Origin of the sequence: Caenimonas soli (assembly GCF_013155545.1) — a bacterium.
Lineage (GTDB): Bacteria > Pseudomonadota > Gammaproteobacteria > Burkholderiales > Burkholderiaceae_C > Ramlibacter > Ramlibacter soli.
In genome coordinates, this window is sequence record NZ_JABJVV010000007.1 from 161361 (window position 1) to 180299 (window position 18939).

An 18939-nucleotide genomic window follows, 5' to 3' on the forward strand; every position below is an offset into this window, starting at 1 on the left:
TCGCGCGGCCATCAACGGAAGTGCCGTATCGCCACCAACAGTCGAAACCTGCGTGTTGGCGTGCACCCATCATTTCAGCGGCTCGCTGCCGTGCTCGCGCACATCGCCACCCAGCACTTTTCCATTGCCTGGCAAGCACTTGCGCAATTGTCTCGGTGGCGGATGAAAGCTGGCACGGCCCGTGCAAATAAAGCTCCGAGCAGTTGCTCATTTCGTGATCCCTCTCAACCCATTCGACTCATTGACTTAAGGAGATTTTGAAATGCACACCCTGATGATCAAAGACTTGCCGGCCAGCCTGGAACTCGATCGCAAGGCGATGGCCGCCGTGCGCGGCGGCGTTGACGACCAGGCGATCGGCACGAGCCAGCTCAATATGCAGGCCATGATGGCCGCGGCCAACGTCGGCAACGGCCTGGTCGTCGGGGCGAATTCCCCGGTGATCATCCAGTCCGACAACACCTTCAGCCAGGACGCGGACAACAGCAACCACGCGTCCAACAAGAGCCTGCTGCTCGCGGCCCTCTTCGGCCGCGGCTGAAATCCCGCTCAATTGTTTTGAACCGAAAACCCATTCTTCTCAACTCATTGACTCCTTTACCAAGGAAACAGTGATTCAACCCCTCAACTTTTTTTTCAAGCGAGAAATGACATGAAATCCCTCCACATCAGCGACCTGTCCATCAACAAAGAACTCGACGGCAAGGCCATGGCGGCCGTGCGCGGCGGCGTCGACGACCAGGCCATCGGCACGAGCCAATCGAACGTCCAGGGCATGGTCGCTGCCGCGAACGTCGGCAACGGCTCCCTGTTCGCCGGCCCGGCGACCATCCAGTCGGACAACACCTTCACGCAGACCGCGTCCAACAGCAACACCGCGACCAACGTCGACGCGTTCCTGCTGCTCGGCCGCCTGGGCCTGGTCCGCGGCTGATTTCCATCCCTCCCCACTCAACCCCCAACTTTTTTTCAAGCGAGAACTGACATGACCCACCTCCACATCAGCGACCTGTCCATCAAAGAAGAACTCGACGGCAAGGCCATGACGGCCGTGCGCGGCGGCGTCGACGACCAAGCCATCGGCACGAGCCAATCGAACGTCCAGGGCATGGCCGCCGTCGCCAACATCGGCAACGGCTCCCTGTTTTCCGGCCCGGCGACCATCCAGTCGGACAACACCTTCACGCAGACCGCGTCCAACACCAACACGGCCACGAACGTCGACGCGTTCCTGCTGCTCGGCCGCCTCGGCGTGGTCCGCGGCTGCTGAGCCTGCGCCAAGAGCAATCCCGGCAAGGTGGGGGTCGCCCGCGACCCTCACCCGACCGCAGGCCCAGGATTTCGAAAGGGACACCATGAGCACCATGACCATCACCGACCTGCCCATGAGCCGCGCGCTGGATTTCAAGGCGATGTCGTCCATCAAGGGCGCAGGCGGCGCGCCCTGGGTCTTCGGAGCCTTTCGCGCCTTCCTGCCCGACAGTGCCCGGATCGCGCCCATCGTCAACTTCTACCAGACCAACTTCATTGCCGACCAGATCAACGTTCAGTTCCAGACGATAGCCGTCGAGAGCAACGCCGCCAACGCGGTGATCAACGTCAACGCGAACCAGAACGCAATGAACTTCAACTTCGCCCTGTCGAAGCCGTAGCCGGCATCGCCGCACTCTGCGTGCTCGGCCGGATGTTGACGCGGCGCGGGCTTGGCGACATCATCCCCCGCATGCCTTGCATGCATCTGGGAGGTAGCATGAAGACGCGGCGAACGTTCATCGACTCTCTGGGGCGTTTCGGACTCGCCGGTGCGATGGCGCCCTTGCTGCCGGGCTGCAGCACCGCGCCCAAGGCGCCACCGCCGCCGTCCGAGCGCTACGACATGGTCGTGATCGGCAGCGGCTTCGGCGGCGCGATGACCGCACTGTGGGTCACCCACAAGTTGAATGAGCGCGGCGGCAACAAGTCGACGGCCACGCCGCTGCGAATCTTGATGCTCGAGCGCGGAACCTGGTGGACCACGCCCACCGAGACGGTGCAGGACAAGCAAGTCAAGACGCGCGACTTCCTGATTGCCAAAGGCCAGCCGGTGCAGGAGTGGAGTTCGATGAACGACTTCCGCGGCATGACCGATCTGCTGGAGCGATGCCGCTACACCGAGCAACGGCCTCAAGGCCTCTACGACTTCGTGCCAATCGGCAAGCGAGGTCTCTTCAATCTCCAGAACGACGGCGTCTCCGTGCTGCGCGCCAGCGGCGTTGGCGGCGGCTCGCTGATCTATTCGAAGATCATGCTGCGCCCGCCCGAGACGCTGTTCGACGACCCGCGCTGGCCCGGCGCCTGGCGCGGAGCCGGCGGCGCCGCGTTGCGCAACCGTCTCTTTGAGCAGGCACTGCGCGGGGTGACCGTGGGCATCGAGAACCTGCTCGTCAACAAGCCCGAGGCCGCAACAGGCCTCACCGGGCCGAGCCAGATCCTCATGCGCAGCCCCGGCATCACGCCGGCCTCGATCCGGGTGGCCCCCGTCACAATGGCTCGCGTGGACCCGAGGCGGGCGATATGGCAGATCCGCATCGCACCCGAAAAGACCCGGTTGACGGATCGCGAAGGCGAGCTGATCGACCGCGCGCGGATTTTCCAGACCGCGATGTCGACGATGACCCAGACCTACGGCACGGTCGATCTGGCGATCAACGACATGGACTTCGCGCCTCCGCCCGGCCTCTTGAGCAGGGCGGAACAGGGCACCGCGGAGCGGCAGAAGGCGCTGCGCCTGCCCGGCACCAACTACTGCGAACGCCACGGGCGCTGCAATATCGGCTGCCTGCCTGGCGCCAGCCAGACGCTGAACAAGCAGCTGATGCGGGCGATCTACGGCGCTGTCGACACGCGCACCATCGATCGCAAGCTCCCGGCCAACGGCGATTGCCAGGTGCGTCAGGTCGCGTTGCAGCTCGCGCCGTTGACGCAGGTCGATCACATCTCCGAGCGCGAGGGCGGCGGCTACCTCGTCCACTACCGCCAGCGCCGGCCGGGCGATCCGGCCGGAGCTGCCGACTCGATCGTGATCGCCGCCGATCGCCTGGTTGTTGCGGCCGGCAGTCTGGGCACCGTGGAGCTGATGCTGCGCTCGATGCGGCTCGCCGCCGAGACCGGCGGCGCCGGGGGCCTGCGCGGGCTCAGCGCCCGCGTGGGCGACGGCTTCTCGCCGAACGGCGACCACATCGCCTTCCTGCCCGATACGAAGGAGCGCATCAACCTCACGTTCGGGCCGGTGACGACGTCCTATGGCCAGTTCAAGGCCGACGCGCCGAAGGCCGCCGGGTTCCACCAGATCGAGGACCAGGGCGTGCCCCGCGCGCTCGGGGCGCTGACAGGCTACGGCGTGCCGGTGATCCAGAAACTCGCCGACGGCGACGGCACCGATCGCTACCTGGCAGCGCTCGGCGATGCGCTAGGGGCGGCCCGCAAGATCTTCGCGCGCCGGCCCACGCGCAGCTACCCGAAGAGCGGCGCCGGCGACATGAGCACCGACCGCGGTGAGGCCGAGGACGAATTGACGGCGCACATCATGTGCATCGTGGCGCAGGGCAAGGACGATGCGAATGGGCGCTTTCGCCTCGAAGACGACCGTCTGCGGCTCGAACGCGCCGACGGCAAGCGCTACCACGACGACCCGATCTATGGCGAGATCAGGGCAACGCTCGACCGGCTCGCTGAAAAGCTGCGGCCGCCGGGGAGCACGGCGAAGTTTCTCAGCCCGCTGTCGGATGTGAAAATCCCGCTCACCAGTCGCACGGTGCTGACTTCGCATCCGCTCGGCGGCTGTCCGATGGGCGAGTCGGTGCAGACCGGTGTCGTCGACGAATGGGGCCGCGTGTTCCGCCAAGCCGGCGCGGGCGGCGGCTTCCATCCCGGCCTCTACATTGCGGACGGCTCGATTCTGCCGACGGCCCTCGGCGTCAACCCGGCGCTGACGATCTCGGCCATCGCACTGCGGGTGGCGGAGAAGGTTTTCGCCGAGTGGGACCAGATCGCGCCGGCTCGGGCGCCGGTGCCGAGTGCGCTGCAATGTGCCCAAGGCCGCGTGGCTTGAGATGCCCATGCGAATCGCATTTGCATCGTGCGTGTTCACCGCGTTGTATCCCCAGCAGCCGGTATGGGACTGGATCGCGGCGCAGCAGCCGGACCGCCTGTTGCTGCTCGGCGATTTGACGTACTTCGACATCGACAGCGCACCGCACCCGCGCGACATGCCCGACTGGGCCTTTGCGCAGCACATCCACCAGCGCTATGCCGAGCTGATCGCTCAACCGCAGTTCGCTGGTCTGGTGGGGGCGATGCCGCCCGGCACGGTCGACGCGATCTGGGACGACCACGATTTCCTCTGGAACGACGCAACCGGCGGCGACCAGAACATGCGCGTCGTGCACGGCGGCAAGATGCGTCTTGCGACCGCAGGTCTCGAAGCCTTCAGGACGGCTCTGCAGCAGCAGCTCGCCGCAGGCAGCTTTCCGCCCGACGCGGGCGATCCATCGTTCTGGAACATGAACCAGCCGCCGCTGAACACGCCGAGCCTGCAGCTGGAGCCCGGCCTGTGGCTGCACCTGAGCGACGGCCGCACGCACCGCACGAGCACTTTCCTCGTGGCCGAGTCCAAGCGGACGATCTTCGGCGACGCGCAAAAGACCGCGTTCGCCCAGGCTTTCGCCAATGCGCCACAGGCCGTGCACCTGTGGGCCAGCGGCTCGACGATGGCCGGCTACCAGCACTACATGAAGGACGTGGCGTGGCTGATGGGGCTGGCGTCGCAACAGCGCGTGCTGATGCTCAGCGGCGACATCCACCGCAATGCGCTCGACGCCTTCACGAACGGGCCAAACCGGTTTCCGCTGCACGAGGCCACGTCGTCCGGTGCCGCGATCAAGGATGCGGTGGTGGCCGGCGCCGTGCGGCAGAACTTCGGCATCGTCGACGTCGGACCGCAGCAAATAGACATCAGCCTGTTCAACCGGAATCGGCTGGAGCTCTCGCGCACGATCTTCCGCCAGACCTGGCTGCCGTGAGCGTCGAAAAAGATTGAACCGGCCGGGGTGGCCCGCGCAACCCATGGGAGTGAAGAATCCACCGCCCCTGGAGCCCCCAATGACCCGCTACTTCGTCACCCTGGCCATCGCCATCGCCGCCGCGCTGTTCACCCCCGGGTTGAAGGCCGAGAAGGTCGTCGTCTATCGCGAAGGCCAGGTGGTGAGCCCGCAGGACGTGGCGGCCGTGCTGGGCAAGACCCGGTCGATCAGCCTGCTCGACGATGCTCCCGCAGGCCGTGCGAAGCCGAGCACGGACTCGCACGCCGACGCGCTGTCCCTGCCGGTACGCTTCGCTTTCAATTCCGCCGACATCGTTCCGTCCGCTCGGTCCCAGCTCGACGCCCTGGCCGAAGGCATCAAGCTGCTGGCGCCGCAACGCATCGTCACGATCGAAGGCCACACCGACGCCAAGGGCAGCGATGCTTACAATCTCGAACTGTCGCGAGTGCGCGCCCACGCGGTGCGCGACTACCTGGTGCAGCGTCACGGCATAGCGGCCGCGCGGCTGAAGACCGTCGCCTACGGCGAAAGCCGGCCGATCAACGGCTCCGATCCGAACGCCGGCGTGAACCGCCGCGTGCAGTTCCGCGGCGCCTGAACGCGCTCGCCAATCCTCAAGCTGTGCCATGCCGCGCTGCAGCGGCCGCGAGCCCCTTGTGCCGCCGTGGCACAGCGCCGACAATCGGGTGCGAATCGCCAGTGAAGGGCTTCACACTGTGTGGTACACCGCATCATCCGCCTCGCCGGTCCGCAGCATCCCATCCTTGCGCCGTACCGTCCTGGCCCGGATGAGTCGCCGTCGACTGATCGCCAGCCTTGCCCTCGCGCCGCTGTTGTGGAACGAGCTGGGCCATGCTCAACCGCAGGCCAAGGTCCAGGCTTCCAGGCAACGCCGCGTCGCACTCGTGATCGGCAACGCGCGCTACCCTGAAATTCCGCTGAACAATCCCGAGCACGACGCCCGCCTCGTCGCGCGGACCTTGCGCAGCCTCGACTTCGAAGTGGGCGAGCACCTCAATCTCAACGCCCGCGACTTCAAGCGCGTGCTGCGTGAATTCGCACGCCGCATGGACGACGACCAGGTCGCTTCGGTCTTCTATTACGCCGGGCACGGCGTACAGATCGGGGGGCGCAACTATTTGCTGCCGGTCGACATCGCGCTGCGCGACGAGGCCGAAGTGCGCGACGAGGCCATCGACATGCAGGAAGCCTTGCTCGCCCATGTCGACCGGGTGCGTCCACGCGCCCGCATCTTCATCATCGACGCCTGCCGCAACGACCCCTTCGCTGCGCGCAGGGCATCGCGCAACGTCAATGGCCTGGCCGAGATGGCGGCGCCGGGTGCGCTCATCGCTTTCTCCGCGGCGCCCGGAGGGGTGGCCGAGGACGGCCCGGTGGGCGGCAACAGCATCTACACCCGTCACCTTGCCGCCGAGTTGCGTACCGCCGGCATCGAGGTCGAGGAAATGATGAAGGCCGTGCGCATCAAAGTGCTGCGCGATACCGGACAGCGCCAGATTCCCTGGGTCAACACCTCGATGGTCGTGAATTTCATGTTCAACCCCGGCGCGGCGCCGGTGCTGGCCGGGCCGAAACGCACCCTGCAGTTGCTCGTGCAAGCGCAGCGCAGCTTGAACACCGATGCACGCAACGTGTCGGCCTCGTTGGCGCTGCGGGTTTATGTGCTGCGCGATGCGAGCGGATTCGAGAAGGCGAGTTTCGACAGCCTCTACGACGATGACGAGGCAACCCTCGGCTCGAACGTGCTGGTGCGCGAGAACCTGCACTTGCGCCCGGGCGAAGCGCGCGAGCTGGCGCTGGAGCTCAGCGGTGACGCGCGTGCCGTCGCCGTCTTCGGTGCGTTCCGGGAAATCGAGCACTCGCAATGGCGCGCCACCCTGCCCTTGCCGGTCGGGACGCTGGCGCCGCGCGCACGCGTCGACGCCCAGGCGCGGCAACTGCAATTGGGGTGGGCCAAGTGAAGCGGCCCGGCGCCGCGTCCGCTCCGCAGGCTCTTGCAGAGCCGGACGGCGAAGGCGAGCCGGCCGCCGCGCGTGCGCTGCGCGCCCAGGCGCTCCCGCTGGTTGCACTGATAGCCCGCTTGCGGGACGCGACGCCCGCCGACCCCGCCGCATTGCGTCGCAGCCTGGCCGCGGCAGTGAACCGGTTCGAAGCCGACGCGCGCGTCGCGGGCGTCGCCGAGTCCGGCATCGCGGCCGCGAGCTACCTGCTGTGTGCCTGGGGCGACGAGCAGTTCGGCGCGGCGCCCTGGGGTGCGGGAGGCGCGGGGCTGCTGCAGCACTTTCACGGCGAGGCCGAGGGCGGCGACAAGCTGCTGCGCCTCCTGGCGCGGCTGGCCGAAAAGCCGCGCGAGCACCGCGCCTTGCTCGAGCTCTTCCACACCTGCCTGAGTCTCGGGCTGCGCGCGCGCACCGAGCCGGGCAGCCGCGACCATGAAAGCCTGCGCTCGCGCGTGCACCAGCTGCTGCAACAGGTGGCGCCAGCTCCGGCGCTGGTGGCCCCCTGGCACTGCGCGGCGGCGGCCGCCAGCCCGCCGCGGGCGCCACGCGTCGCGCTGCCGGCGGTCCTGCTGCTCGGCGTGCTGGCCCTGAGCGTCTACAGTGCCAGCCAGCTTCAACTGGCGGCGCGCGTCGACGGCGTGCTGGTGTCGTTGCAGCAGCTCATGCCGGCACGCACTGCCACGGCCGCAACGGGCGCGGCGACAGCGCCGCCGCGGCTGGCCTCGCGGCTACAGGAGGACGTCGCCGCCGGGCGCCTGTCGGTGCGCGACGAGGCGCTGCGCAGCGTGGTCGTGGTCGGCGCCGACGCGCTGCAAGGCGCCAGCGGGCCATTGGCACGCCTGGGCTCGGCGCTGGCCAAGCAGCAGGGCAAGGTCCTTGTCGTGGGCTACACCGATGGCAGCGATCCCCCGACGGCGCGCACGCCCTCGGCCTGGCATCAGGCGATGGAATGGGCGCACGGCACCGCCGACGTCTTGCGGCCCCACATCGGCGATGCGCGGCTCGCGGTCGAGGCCCGCGTCGACGCGACGGCCGGAAAGGCGCAGCGCCGTGTCGAGATCATCCTGTTTCCGCAATGAAGGCGTCCCTCCGCTTCGCGCAACGCGCCGTCAACGTCGGCGCGGCAGGCGCCTTGCTGTGGTTCGCCGCGCCGCTGATCGCCGTCGGCGCCTGGCACCCTTTCGACGATGCGCGCGCACGCCTCGCCTTGCTGGCGGGGGTCACGCTCCTCCTGCTGGGCTTGCGGGGGCTGCAGTTGCTGCTGGCCCGGCGGCGCAACGAGCGCCTGCTGAACAGCCTGGAAGCCGACGATGGCGGCCCTGAACTGAGCCAGCGTTTCCGCCAGGCGCTCGCGATACTGCGCCAGGGCATCGAGACGCAGGGCGCCCGCTCCTGGTGGCAGCGCCGGCAACAGGTGCAGCAGTTGCCCTGGTACCTGATCATCGGCGCGCCCGGGGGCGGCAAGACCACGGCGCTGCTGCATTCGGGCCTGCGCTTTCCGCTCGCCGAACGTCTCGGGCGCGACCCGCTCGCGGGGTGCGGCGGCACGCGCCAGTGCGACTGGTGGTTCAGCCAGGACGCGGTGTTCATCGACACGGCGGGACGCTATACGACACAGGACAGCGACGCCGCGGCCGACGCCCAGGAATGGCAGCAGTTCCTCGCGCTGCTGCGCCGGCACCGGCCATTGCAGCCGATCAATGGCGTGATCGTCAGCGTCAGCGTGCCCGACCTGCTGCACGGCGGCGCAGAACTCGCGCGCCAATCGGCTGCGATCGCGGCACGTCTGGACGAACTTCGCCGCGAGCTCGATCTCGCGTTTCCGATCTATCTGCTGGTGACCAAGGCCGACCTGCTCGCCGGCTTCATCGAAACCTTCGGCGACCTCGACACCGCGCAACGCGAGCAGCTCTGGGGCCTGGTGTTCGATGCCGATGCAGGCGGCATCCCGGCCGATCTGGGGCCGCGCCTGGCCGACCTCGCGCAGCGCCTGGCGCGGCGCAGCCCCGATGCGCTGCAGCGCGAGCGCACGCCGCAGCGCCGCCTTGCGATCTACGCCTTCGCGGCACAGTTCAAAGCCCTGCTGGCGCCCCTCGAAGAGTTCGTGCGCGCCGCCTTCGACGCCATTGCCGCCGAACCGCCGCAACGCCTGCGTTCGATCGCGCTGACGAGCGGGACCCAGGAGGGCAATCCGATCGACCGGGTAATCGGCGAACTCGCACGCAGCCACGGGTTGGCGCTGAAGCCGCTGGCGCGACCCGATGCCGGCGGCAAATCGTTCTTCCTGAGATCGCTGCTGCAGAGCCTGGTAATCGCCGAAGCACCGCTGGCAGGCCAGCGGCTGCACCGGCTGCGTTTGCGCCGGCGGGCCGCCATGGTCGGCGCCGGCCTTGCCGGCGCCGCGCTGCTCGCCGCCTCGGCCCTGTGGTGGCAGAGCTTGCGGCGCAACCTCGACTATGTGGACACCGTGCGCACACGCGTCGAGCAATTGACCGGCCGCATAGGCTCGCTGGAGTCGGCAGGGCTGGAGCAGGTGTTGCCCCTTTACTCACTGCTCGAGCGCCTGGCCGCGAACGACGGCATCGATCCCAACGTGGCGCCGGCCGGCTTCGGCTTCGGGCTGTTCCAGGGGCCGCGCCTGGCGCGCTCGGCGGAGCAGGCCTGGCGTGAGATGCTCGACCGCAGTCTGGCGCCGCTGCTCATCAAGCGACTGCGCCGCGACCTGCGCGAGGCCGACGACAGCGCGACGCGTTACGAGGCGCTGCGCGCTTCATTGATGCTTTCCAACCCGTCGCGGCTGGCGCGCGGCGAGCTGCGGCGCTGGGCCGAGCAGGCGCTGGGACAGGCCAGCGGCGCCGGCGAACGCGCCGAATGGGCGCGCCATGTCGAGGCCCTGCTCGAGCGCAGCGGACTGCCCGAAGCGATGCGCGCCGACGACGAAGGGGTGCGCGCGGCGCGCAGCGCGCTTGCGGCGCTGCCCCTGGCCCAGCGCGTGCACGAGCGGCTGCTGCGGCGTGTGGACGACCCCGAGCCGCCCCGGGATCTGCCGACGCGCCTGGGCCCGGCCGGCTCCCTTCTGTTCGCGGCGTCGGGCGCCGGGACCATGCCGGCGCATTCAAGCGCCGGCGACTGGCGGCGCAGACTCGTGCCCGCGCTCGAAGCGACGTTCGATGAGCTCGCGAACGAGGCGGATTGGGTGCTGGGCGACACGGCCGGCGACGTGCGGCGTCTGCAGAAGGACCGCGCCTGGCGCGACGAGATCGGCGCTCAAGTCGGCAAGCGCCAGGCCCAGCGCGTGATCGCCGCCTGGTCGCGCCAGCTCGACGCGCTGGCGTTGGCGCCCGGCGCCGATCCGAATAGCGCCGCCCGTCTGGCAAGCGAACTCACGGCGCCGGATTCGCCGCTGCGCCGCCTGCTGACGCGCCTGGCCGATGAGTTCAGCGCGACCTCCCAGGGCGGCAGCGCGGCCGAGGCCGCCTTCGATGGGCTGCTGCGCGCACGGTTCGGCACCCTCGGCGACTACGCGGCCGGCCCCGGCCCGCAAGCGCTGGACCGCCTTCACGCCCTGGCCGCCGGCAAGCGCGGCGAGGCCGCCAACAACGAGCTCGACGCGAGCTTGCGCGCCGAGGCCGCGCGCGCGCCGGCCGCGCTGCGCAAGGTCTACATCGACCTCGGCACATTGATTCGCTCGCGCGGCGGCGCCAAGCCGAGCTTCGATGCCGCGCTGACCGAACTCGCGCAGGCCTGCAGCGCCTTGACGCGCGATCGCTTCCCGTTCGGCACCACCACGTCGCGCGACATGGCGCCCTCCGATTTCGCGCGCCTGTTCGGACCCGGCGGCATGTTCGACGAATTCCGGCGCAACCAGTTGAGCGAGCGCGTGGACACCTCGAGCCATCCCTGGAAAGCGCGCAGTGCGCCCGCGGATGCAGGCGTGCCGGGGGCATTCGAGCAGGCGGCGGCGATCGGCGCCTTGTTCTTCCCCGGCGGCGCACCGATGCCCGAGCTCAGGCTGCGCCTCAAGCCCCAGCGCATGGATGCCCAGTTGCTGCAGTTCAGCATCGATGTCGATGGCCAGCTGCTGCGCTTCGAAAACGGCCCACCGCGTGCGAAGGAGCTGGTCTGGCCCGGACCGGCCGCGACGCAGAAAGTGCTGATGCGCATCCTGCCGCCCGGCCCCGCCGGGGTCGGCGCCGAAGTCCATGAAGGCCCCTTCGCCTGGCTTCGGGTGCTGCTGCGCGGCGACTGGCAGGGCGAGCGGGGCGCGACAGCGCGGCTGGCCTTCGCCGTGGACACACGCACCCTCGAGGTCGAGGCGAGCGCATCCGGCGCCCCCGACGCCGATATCTGGACTCTCCGGGAGCTGGCACGTTTTCGTTGCCCGCCGGCACGATGGTGAAGTTGCCTTCCCGCCGCGTGTCCTGGTGGGGCAAGCTGCCCGCGCGCGGCGACTTCGTTGGCCGCGGCCTGCCGCCCCGCTGGCGCCGCGACTGGGACGCGTGGCTGCAGGGTGGCCTGGCCCTTGCCGCCACGAGGCTGGACGGCGCCGCGCTGCGCGAACGCCTGGGCAGCTTCGCGCCGTGGCGCTATCTGGCGCTGCCTGGGCCCGGCGAGGCCTGGTGCGGCATCATCGCGCCTTCGCACGATCGTGTCGGTCGCGCTTTTCCGCTGACGCTGGCCGAACGCCTTGCCGCACCGGCCTCACCGCATGACATCGCTGCACGGCTCGCGTCGCTGCGGGGCGCGGCGGCAGAAGGACCCGAAGCGCTCGAGGCGGCCATCGCCGCTTTGCCGCCGCCTGCCGAGCAGGACTTGCAGCCGGCGCAGGCCTGGCCGCCGCAGCCGGCCAGCCTCTGGTGGCCGCTCGCGGATGCGCACGATGCCATGCCCCTTGTCGCGAGCTGGCCACCGGAGCCGGCGCTGCTGCTGGAACTGCTCGACATTCAACCCGCCGTGCACCAAATCGCGAGCGCGGAATAGTTGTCCTGGTCGCTGCGGCGGGCCCGCTGCACACCGGCTTCCAGGCGATCGAGCCAGGTCTGCACGCTGCCGCATCCGGCCACGCTGCGCGCCAGCGCCACTTCGTCGAAGGCCGACCACAGGCCGTCGCTGCACAGCAGCAGCGCATCGCCGGAGGCGAGCATTTGCGGCGTGTCCAGCACCTCGAGTTCGAAGCCTTCGGGTGACCCAAGCGCCGAGGTCAGCTGCCCGGCGGTGGCGGCCCGCGCATCCAGGCCGGCGTCGCGCAAACGCTGTTCGAGGCTTTGATCGCGCGTGCGGCCGAGCAATCGGGCGTCGTGCCAGCGGTACAGGCGCGAGTCCCCGGCATGGGCCCAGAGCGCCGCGCCGCTAAAAAGGTCGAGCAGCAGCACCACGATGGTGGTGCGCATGTCGGCGGTCAGGGTGCCGGCAACCTGCGCTGCGACGACCGCGTCGTTGGCCCCCCGGACCAGCCACTGCAGCGCATCGGTGCTGATCTCGGGACGCTGCGCGAAGGCTTCGAGCACGTGCGTCACGGCGGCGCGCGATGCCGCCTGGCCGCCGCCATGCCCGCCGGCGCCGTCGCACAGAACGGCGACGAGGGAACCCGCGCCCTCCCAATACCCGAAGGCATCTTCGTTGCACTCGCGCCGCCCCGTCTGCGAGAGCGAGGCGAGCGAAACGGTCAATGCGCGCCCGGCCATGGGGCCTCCGGCGGTGTGGGGTCCGCGGCGGCGTCCGCCTTGGCGTCGGCGCGCGACTGCGCTTCATACGCGCGCAGGAATTCGCGTCCGAAGATGGTTTCGAAGTCGTCATCCAGGTGCTCAAGCAACTGGGCGTGCTGCATGCAGTGACGCTTCCAGAGCGCCGCAGCGCGCAGCAGGGGCAGGCGTGCCATGCCCTGCGCCGGGCCTTGCGCGTTCTCGGCAGCCTCGGGGCCCAACCGGGAGAAGAGCTCGAACACCGCCGCGCGCATGCCGGCCACCATCGCCACCTGGTGCACCAGCAGGTCGTGATGCGCGTCGCGCAACGCCGCCACGGGGTCGAGGAAGCCCGGGCTCGCGTCACGCTGCAGCATTCGAGTCAGGGCCTCGTTCGCGTCCGGCGAGAACTTCAGTGGATTGTTCTCGCGCGGCGTGATGTGCGTGCCCTCGGCCCGCATGTGGCGTTTCGCGACCGCGCGGCTTTGCAGCAGGGCCAGCGTGCCTTCCGCCGTCGCCCGCAGCAGGGCGCCGAGGTGTTCCATCCACTCCGGCGTGAGCGGCGCCGCCTCGGCGCCAAGGCCGGCGCCGCGAGCGAAAGCGGCCGCAAGCTCGGTCAGTTCCGGCGACGCCTTTGTCGATCGCCGCGTGGCTCTCTGAGCCGGAGGGTTCTCTGCGGGGGCTGGCCGCGACGCGGGCGATGGCCGGGGAGTCTCTGCCGGAACCGGCGCCGCCTGCGGGGGCGGCGGCGCCGGCGGCATCGCGGCCGCGCTCGAGGCTATCGGCGCGCCGCCACGCACGAGATGGCCGCTCGTCTGCCAGGACACCACCGCGCTGGTCGCCGGCGCCTCGGGCGAAGCAGCCAGGGCCGGCAGCGGCGATTCGGCCGCGAGCGGGTCGGGCGCTCCGTCCAGATCGAACCAGCGATCCAGACGCGGGCGCTGCGCGGCAGTGGCCGCCGCGGGTTCCTCGGCGGGCTCCACGGCGAGCTCGAACCTTCCGATGCGCAGGCGGTCGCCCGCGACCAGGGCCTGTTCGCCACCCGGGTCGAGCTGCACGTCGTTCACCCACAAAGGCTTGCTGCTCACGCAGCGCACGCGCGCGCTCTGCCCGTTCACCAGCACTTGCGCATGCTGGCGCGACACCAGGCGCAGCGGGTCCGCCAGCACCAGGCCGCAATCGTCGGAGCGGCCGATGATGAGGCCCTCGGCCGGCAACACCAACGCGGTGGCATCGGGTTCGGTGGCACCGGGACGGCGTGTGACACGCAGCGCGATCACGACGCGTCCGCTTTCAGCCAAGCGCACGCCACAGGTCGGCCTGCACACGGCGGGCATCGATGCCCGGCGTGAGCTGGTCAAGCACGCGGGCGACGAACTGTTCGCGCGTATCCGAGGTCGCGGCGCAGCGCTTCGCGACGACCCGGGCAATCGGCCCGAGCGAGGACAGGAGGGCGGCGGCCGCCTTGTCGACGTCACCCTCGCGCATCGGCGCGCCGCTCGGCACTTCGCCATCGGCCCGCGTGACTTCGAAAAGGCTGGCAGCGGGCGGTACAGCGCCATTGGTGCGCGGCACGCCGGCCTTGGCCAGGAAGCGCTCGCGCGCCTCGAAATCGGTGATCGATGCGGCCACGGCCTGGCGTACTGCCGCCAGCGAAGTCAAGCCGCGGGCGGCGCGGCGGACCAGCACGCGCGCCACCGGCCCTATGTGCTGGGCCAGGTCGCGTTCGACCTCCGCCAGCGCTGCGGTGTCCCATCCGGTGGGCACGGGGACCGAAGGCGGGCCGGTGACGGGGCGTGGCTTCGAAGGCGTCGGGGGGGGCGATTCCGCTTGGGTGGAAGCGTGCGAGTCAGGCTCCTTGGCGACGGCCGGTTTCGCTTCAAGGCCTTCGTGCCGCGGAGCGAGCACGATGTCGGCCGGAAGCAGGTCCGGCAGCGGCTGCGTGGCAAGCGCCGCCAGTGCCGTGCGCATCGCCATGGCGCTCGGATAGCGCTGCGCCGGATCCTTGGCCAGCGCCCGGTCGAGCACCGCATCAAAGGGCTCGAGCGCGCTGTCGTTCATCACTTTACTAAGCGGCTTGTGCGGCTCGTAGACGATCTTGTACATGATCGCCTCGTCCGTGCCGGCAAATGGCGTCGTCCCGCTCAGCATCTGATAGAGCAGCACGCCCGACGAGAACACGTCGACGCGCCGGTCGACCTCCCGGTCGGTGTACTGCTCCGGGGCGATGTAGCCGGGCGACCCGATGACGGAACTGCCGCGGGTCAGGTTCGACGATTCGGTTCGCGCGATGCCGAAATCGGTGATCTTCAGGCGCCCGTCATCGGCGATCAGCAGATTCGCCGGCTTGATATCGCGGTGCACGATGCCGCGCTCGTGGGCGTAATGCAAGCCGTCGAGCAGTTGCAGCATCAGGCACAGCACGTGCGGCACCTCGAGCTTGCGCGGCGCCTGGATGTAGTCGCGCAGGTTTCGCCCCGCGACGTACTCCATGACGATGTAGGCGCAGTCCTTTTCTTCGCCGAACTGGTAGACCGGGACGATGTTGCGGTGCGTGAGGCGCCCTGCCGCCTTGGCTTCCACACGAAAGCGCGCCGCCAAGTTCGGTTCGTCCTCGCTCGATTCGAGCAGGCGCCGGTGGATCGTCTTGATCGCCACCGGGCGGTCGATGGCCGGGTCGTACGCCAGGTACACCACGCCCATGGCGCCCGAGCCGATCACGCCGCGGACCTGGTAAGGACCAATGCTGGACGGGGTGGCTGCGCCCATATGCGGATGCTCAGGTGTCGAGCATCTTCATGGCCTGATCGAGGCTGTGACGCATGCGCGCAAACGATTGCGCCAGCGTCCCGATTTCGTCACGCCCATGCGTCGCAAATTCCGGTGCATCGAGCTCACCCAGGCTGACGCGGTTGGCCAGCTCCGACAGCGCCGTCACCGGCCGGATCACGAGCAGGTAGAGCATCAGGTTCAGCGCGATGCCGATGGCCACGAAAATGCCGACGAGCGAAACCATGAAGACCTTGAAAGCCTGCCCGGCGCGCGCCAGCGGCACCGACATCGGGACCGACACCACCTGCGCGCCTATCACTTCATTCATCTTCCAGCCGAAACCGTTGGCCTCACCGTACTTGTCGATCAACGTACGCGGCGCCGCCGCGACCGTGCTGTGGCATTGCAGGCAGGCTGCGCTGGTGATGCGCAACGGGCGCGCGATATAGAGCGCCCGCCCCGTACCCGAGTCGCGCTCGCCGACGAACTCCTTCTGGTCGGTCTGGGTGCGGAAACGATTCACGATGTCGGCTTCCCAGTCGACCGCCCGATCGCGCGGGTTGGTCGGATTCAGGGTCGCTTCCTTGTACGTGTAGTCGGGGAAGCTCTTGGCCAGCGTCGCCAGCACTTCGGTGGCGGAATAGGCCGGTACCGTCTGGGGCAGGAAGGTGTACTTCATCTGCGTTTCAAGCAGCGGGCGGATCTGCTCGTTGGTGTAGCTGCGTATCGCCACCGCCTTTTCCATTGTCAGGCGCGCATGGTCGAGCACCTCCTGCTTGGCGTTGCTCTGCAGCAGGTCATAAGAAACCTTGCCGGCGCCGAGCACACCGGCGACGAAGACAATCAGAAAGATCAGATTGAACTTAAGTAGAAGTCGCATGAGAGGCTCTCCAGTCTTGGCTGTTAGCAGTCGCTTAGTTGCGGCAAGACGCGCGGCGGTTCACTATGGTTTACCCCAGCCGGCGCCTGTGCCCGACGCCGGGGCGGCGGCGCGGGCGGCTTGGCGGGCGGCCTGGCGTGCGGCCTCCCGCGCGCGCCGACGCTCAGCCTCTTCGGCCATGCGGCGCGCATAACCCTCCGGGTCTGCGTAGGGTTCCCATTCGGGGTGCTGCGCCAGCTCGGCCTTGGCCGCCGCGCGGAAGGTCAGGTCGGCTGCGCGCGACCGCCATAACGGCAGCAGCGGCAGACGCAGCGCCGGCTCGGTGCGCAGCCAGGCAGCCACATCGGTGTAGGCAACCTCGCCGAGCGCCTTAGGTGCGACGTTGCGCTTGGCGAACTGCTCGCCGCGCGCGGGCAGCCGGTCGCGGAACTGGCGCGGCACCTTGGCCAGGAACTCGGGCGTGGCGCGCCGCGCGACCGTCAGCGTGGCGCCTTCACGCTTTTGTGCGAAGTCACCGCTGGCCAGTTGCGCGGTGGTCTGCGCGCCATCGCGCAGCTTCAGCCTGGCGGCGCCGCTTTCGAGAAACACCTCGTACTGCGCGCCTGTGGTGTAGACGACGATGGTGCCGGCTTGCGTCGCGATCTCAAAGGTGGGGCTTGCATAGCCGAAGGCCCCGCTGGTGCTGGTCTTGAGCCAGCCCTGGAGCAGATACAGCGGCGGCGGCGTCAGCCCCTTGCCGACGCGAGGCCGCAACATCAGCCTCGTCGATTCACCGACACCGACAAGGACGCCTCCGGGAAGTTCGATCTGGGCGAAAGCACCGGGTGCTGTCTCGATGATGTCCTGATCGTTCAACGCCACGCCCTCGGCGAGCGCGTACCGCGTGGTCTGTCGGATCAGCGTGGCGCCGCCTTCAACGATGCCGACCACACTGGTAGCTTGCGCGCAGGCCAGCGACGACGAAAGCAGGCTGGCGACGCACAGCACGAGCGACCTGAACGATATCCTTGCGAGCCGCACGGACTTACCTCCGCTACAGAGGGCATCATTGAACTGGTTGTCAGCCGGATGGCAGCCTCAATGGTACTCAAGTCCCTCCGGTGCGTTTGTCTTTTTCTGAGCTGATGAGCGCCGCAATCAGCCCATCCGTTGCGCCTTTCCGAGCCGCTTTTCTCGGCGTGGCAGCGTGTCCTACACGGGCTGCAAACGACAGATGACAGAGGAGCGAGAAATTTCGCGCATTATTACAACCAGAACACAAATGGAAGGAACCTTCGCATGAAGCCTTTTGAACTTAAATCCAATATGCTGACAATGAGCGGCGTGTTCTACCCCACCGGGTACATGTTCATCATGTTTCCGTCGGAAAAGGAAGCCCGGGACGCAGAGCTTGCACTCGAGGATGACGGCTATCCCGGCGAATGCATCTCGTTGCTCACCCCTCGGGACATCCATGAGAAGGTCGCCCGGACAGTGGGCGGCGCGGACATCCCAATGCCCTCCGCAGGCACCGAGGCCGACACGGTCCGCCGCTATGTCGATCTCGCGAGCCAGGGGCACCACGCCCTGATGATCCACGCGCCCTCAGGCAAGCAGACCGAGCACGTCATGGATGTGCTCAAGGATGCCCCTATTTCCTACGGCCAGAAATACCGGCACCTGATCATCGAAGACCTGGTGGAATGAGGTGGCGCACCAAAGAACGCAGCCAAAGAAAAAGCCCGCAGAGCGGGCTTTTTTCGGGCTAGCAGACGGTCAGCCCATATGCAGACCACCGTTCACGGAGAAGTCCGCGCCGGTGGAATAGCCGCCTTCTTCGGAAGCCAGCCAGGCAATGATGGAGGCGATCTCCTCGGGCTTGCCGAGGCGCTTGACCGGGATGGTCGCCACGATCTTGTCCAGCACGTCGGGGCGGATGGACTTGACCATGTCGGTGCCGATGTAGCCAGGGCTCACGGTGTTGACGGTCACACCCTTGTTGGCGAGTTCCTGGGCCAGCGCCATCGTGAAGCCGTGCATGCCGGCTTTTGCCGCCGAATAGTTGGTCTGCCCGGCCTGGCCCTTCTCGCCGTTGACCGAGCTGATGTTGATGATGCGGCCCCAACCCTTTTCGACCATGTCGCCCACCACCTGTTTGGTGACGTTGAACATGGAGTTGAGGTTGGTCTCGATCACCGCGTCCCAGTCTTCGCGCGTCATCTTCAGGAACATGCGGTCGCGCGTGATGCCGGCGTTGTTCACCAGCACATCGATGGTGCCGTGTTCGGACTTGGCCTTGGTGAAGGCCTCGACGGTGGAATCCCAGGCGCCGACATTGCCGACGGAGGCGTAGAAGTCGTAGCCCAGCGCCTTTTGCTCACCCAGCCATTTGGCGTGGTCGCGTGTCGGCCCGCAGCCGGCAATGACCTTGAATCCCTCCTTGTGCATGCGCTGGCAAATGGCGGTACCTATGCCGCCCATGCCACCGGTCACGTAAGCGATTTTCTGGCTCATGGTTGTCTCTC

General features: G+C 68.3%; 18 protein-coding genes. 12 read left to right on the forward strand and 6 right to left on the reverse strand.

The window, feature by feature from the left end:
• The first annotated feature begins 262 nt into the window (after positions 1 to 262).
• The 11 genes from HNE04_RS12705 to tagF all read left to right on the forward strand — a co-directional run bounded on the left by HNE04_RS12705 (position 263) and on the right by tagF (position 12082).
• Complete coding sequence (locus tag HNE04_RS12705; protein WP_172219144.1) at positions 263 to 541, forward strand: hypothetical protein; 279 nt, start codon at positions 263 to 265, stop codon at positions 539 to 541.
• Positions 542 to 652: 111 nt separating this feature from the next.
• Entirely contained in the window at positions 653 to 934 is a 282-nt protein-coding gene (locus tag HNE04_RS12710) for a hypothetical protein (protein ID WP_172219423.1), read from the forward strand.
• Between the two features lie 51 nt (positions 935 to 985).
• Positions 986 to 1270, forward strand: coding sequence for a hypothetical protein (locus HNE04_RS12715; protein ID WP_172219425.1), 285 nt, complete (start codon positions 986 to 988; stop codon positions 1268 to 1270).
• 85 nt (positions 1271 to 1355) lie between these two features.
• On the forward strand, positions 1356 to 1652 hold the full coding sequence (locus HNE04_RS12720; RefSeq protein WP_172219427.1) for a hypothetical protein: 297 nt from the start codon (positions 1356 to 1358) through the stop codon (positions 1650 to 1652).
• A gap of 98 nt (positions 1653 to 1750) precedes the next feature.
• Complete coding sequence (locus tag HNE04_RS12725; protein ID WP_172219429.1) at positions 1751 to 4090, forward strand: GMC family oxidoreductase; 2340 nt, start codon at positions 1751 to 1753, stop codon at positions 4088 to 4090.
• A 7-nt stretch (positions 4091 to 4097) separates the two neighbouring features.
• Positions 4098 to 5060: an alkaline phosphatase D family protein gene (locus tag HNE04_RS12730; protein WP_172219431.1), complete on the forward strand. Its 963-nt coding sequence runs from the start codon at positions 4098 to 4100 to the stop codon at positions 5058 to 5060.
• A gap of 79 nt (positions 5061 to 5139) precedes the next feature.
• On the forward strand, positions 5140 to 5679 hold the full coding sequence (locus HNE04_RS12735) for an OmpA family protein (protein WP_172219433.1): 540 nt from the start codon (positions 5140 to 5142) through the stop codon (positions 5677 to 5679).
• Positions 5680 to 5869: 190 nt separating this feature from the next.
• On the forward strand, positions 5870 to 7063 hold the full coding sequence (gene tssJ, locus HNE04_RS12740) for a type VI secretion system lipoprotein TssJ (protein ID WP_172219435.1): 1194 nt from the start codon (positions 5870 to 5872) through the stop codon (positions 7061 to 7063).
• Complete coding sequence (icmH, locus tag HNE04_RS12745) at positions 7051 to 8181, forward strand: type IVB secretion system protein IcmH/DotU (RefSeq protein ID WP_172219437.1); 1131 nt, start codon at positions 7051 to 7053, stop codon at positions 8179 to 8181. The genes tssJ and icmH overlap by 13 nt, the downstream gene beginning before the upstream one ends.
• Positions 8178 to 11501 carry a type VI secretion system membrane subunit TssM gene (gene tssM / locus HNE04_RS12750; RefSeq protein ID WP_172219440.1) on the forward strand — a complete coding sequence of 1108 codons (3324 nt, stop codon included), beginning with the start codon at positions 8178 to 8180 and terminating at the stop codon, positions 11499 to 11501. The genes icmH and tssM overlap by 4 nt, the downstream gene beginning before the upstream one ends.
• Before the next feature lie 2 nt (positions 11502 to 11503).
• The gene (gene tagF / locus HNE04_RS12755; RefSeq protein ID WP_172219442.1) at positions 11504 to 12082 is read left to right on the forward strand and encodes a type VI secretion system-associated protein TagF; all 579 of its coding nucleotides are present in this window, start codon (positions 11504 to 11506) and stop codon (positions 12080 to 12082) included.
• On the opposite strand, the gene HNE04_RS12760 is transcribed toward tagF, so the two are convergent.
• From HNE04_RS12760 to HNE04_RS12780, 5 genes are all read right to left on the reverse strand, one after another.
• On the reverse strand, positions 12046 to 12786 hold the full coding sequence (locus HNE04_RS12760; RefSeq protein ID WP_172219444.1) for a PP2C family protein-serine/threonine phosphatase: 741 nt from the start codon (positions 12784 to 12786) through the stop codon (positions 12046 to 12048). The two genes, tagF and HNE04_RS12760, sit on opposite strands and share 37 nt — an antisense overlap.
• Positions 12768 to 14084 carry a type VI secretion system-associated FHA domain protein TagH gene (tagH, locus tag HNE04_RS12765; protein WP_172219446.1) on the reverse strand — a complete coding sequence of 439 codons (1317 nt, stop codon included), beginning with the start codon at positions 14082 to 14084 and terminating at the stop codon, positions 12768 to 12770. The genes HNE04_RS12760 and tagH overlap by 19 nt, the downstream gene beginning before the upstream one ends.
• Positions 14077 to 15552 (reverse strand): serine/threonine-protein kinase, encoded by a 1476-nt coding sequence (locus tag HNE04_RS12770; protein WP_172219448.1) that lies wholly within the window; start codon positions 15550 to 15552, stop codon positions 14077 to 14079. Before HNE04_RS12770 ends, tagH begins: the two co-directional genes overlap by 8 nt.
• 10 nt (positions 15553 to 15562) lie before the next feature.
• Positions 15563 to 16435, reverse strand: coding sequence for a Tll0287-like domain-containing protein (locus HNE04_RS12775; RefSeq protein WP_172219450.1), 873 nt, complete (start codon positions 16433 to 16435; stop codon positions 15563 to 15565).
• 63 nt (positions 16436 to 16498) lie between these two features.
• Positions 16499 to 17455, reverse strand: coding sequence for a FecR domain-containing protein (locus tag HNE04_RS12780; RefSeq protein WP_172219452.1), 957 nt, complete (start codon positions 17453 to 17455; stop codon positions 16499 to 16501).
• 258 nt (positions 17456 to 17713) lie between these two features.
• Here HNE04_RS12780 and HNE04_RS12785 point away from each other — a divergent pair, with 258 nt between their 5' ends.
• Complete coding sequence (locus HNE04_RS12785) at positions 17714 to 18121, forward strand: RNA-binding protein (protein ID WP_172219454.1); 408 nt, start codon at positions 17714 to 17716, stop codon at positions 18119 to 18121.
• A 69-nt stretch (positions 18122 to 18190) separates the two neighbouring features.
• Here the strand turns inward: HNE04_RS12785 and phbB are convergent, their stop codons facing one another.
• Positions 18191 to 18928: an acetoacetyl-CoA reductase gene (gene phbB / locus HNE04_RS12790; protein ID WP_172219456.1), complete on the reverse strand. Its 738-nt coding sequence runs from the start codon at positions 18926 to 18928 to the stop codon at positions 18191 to 18193.
• Positions 18929 to 18939 lie beyond the last annotated feature (11 nt).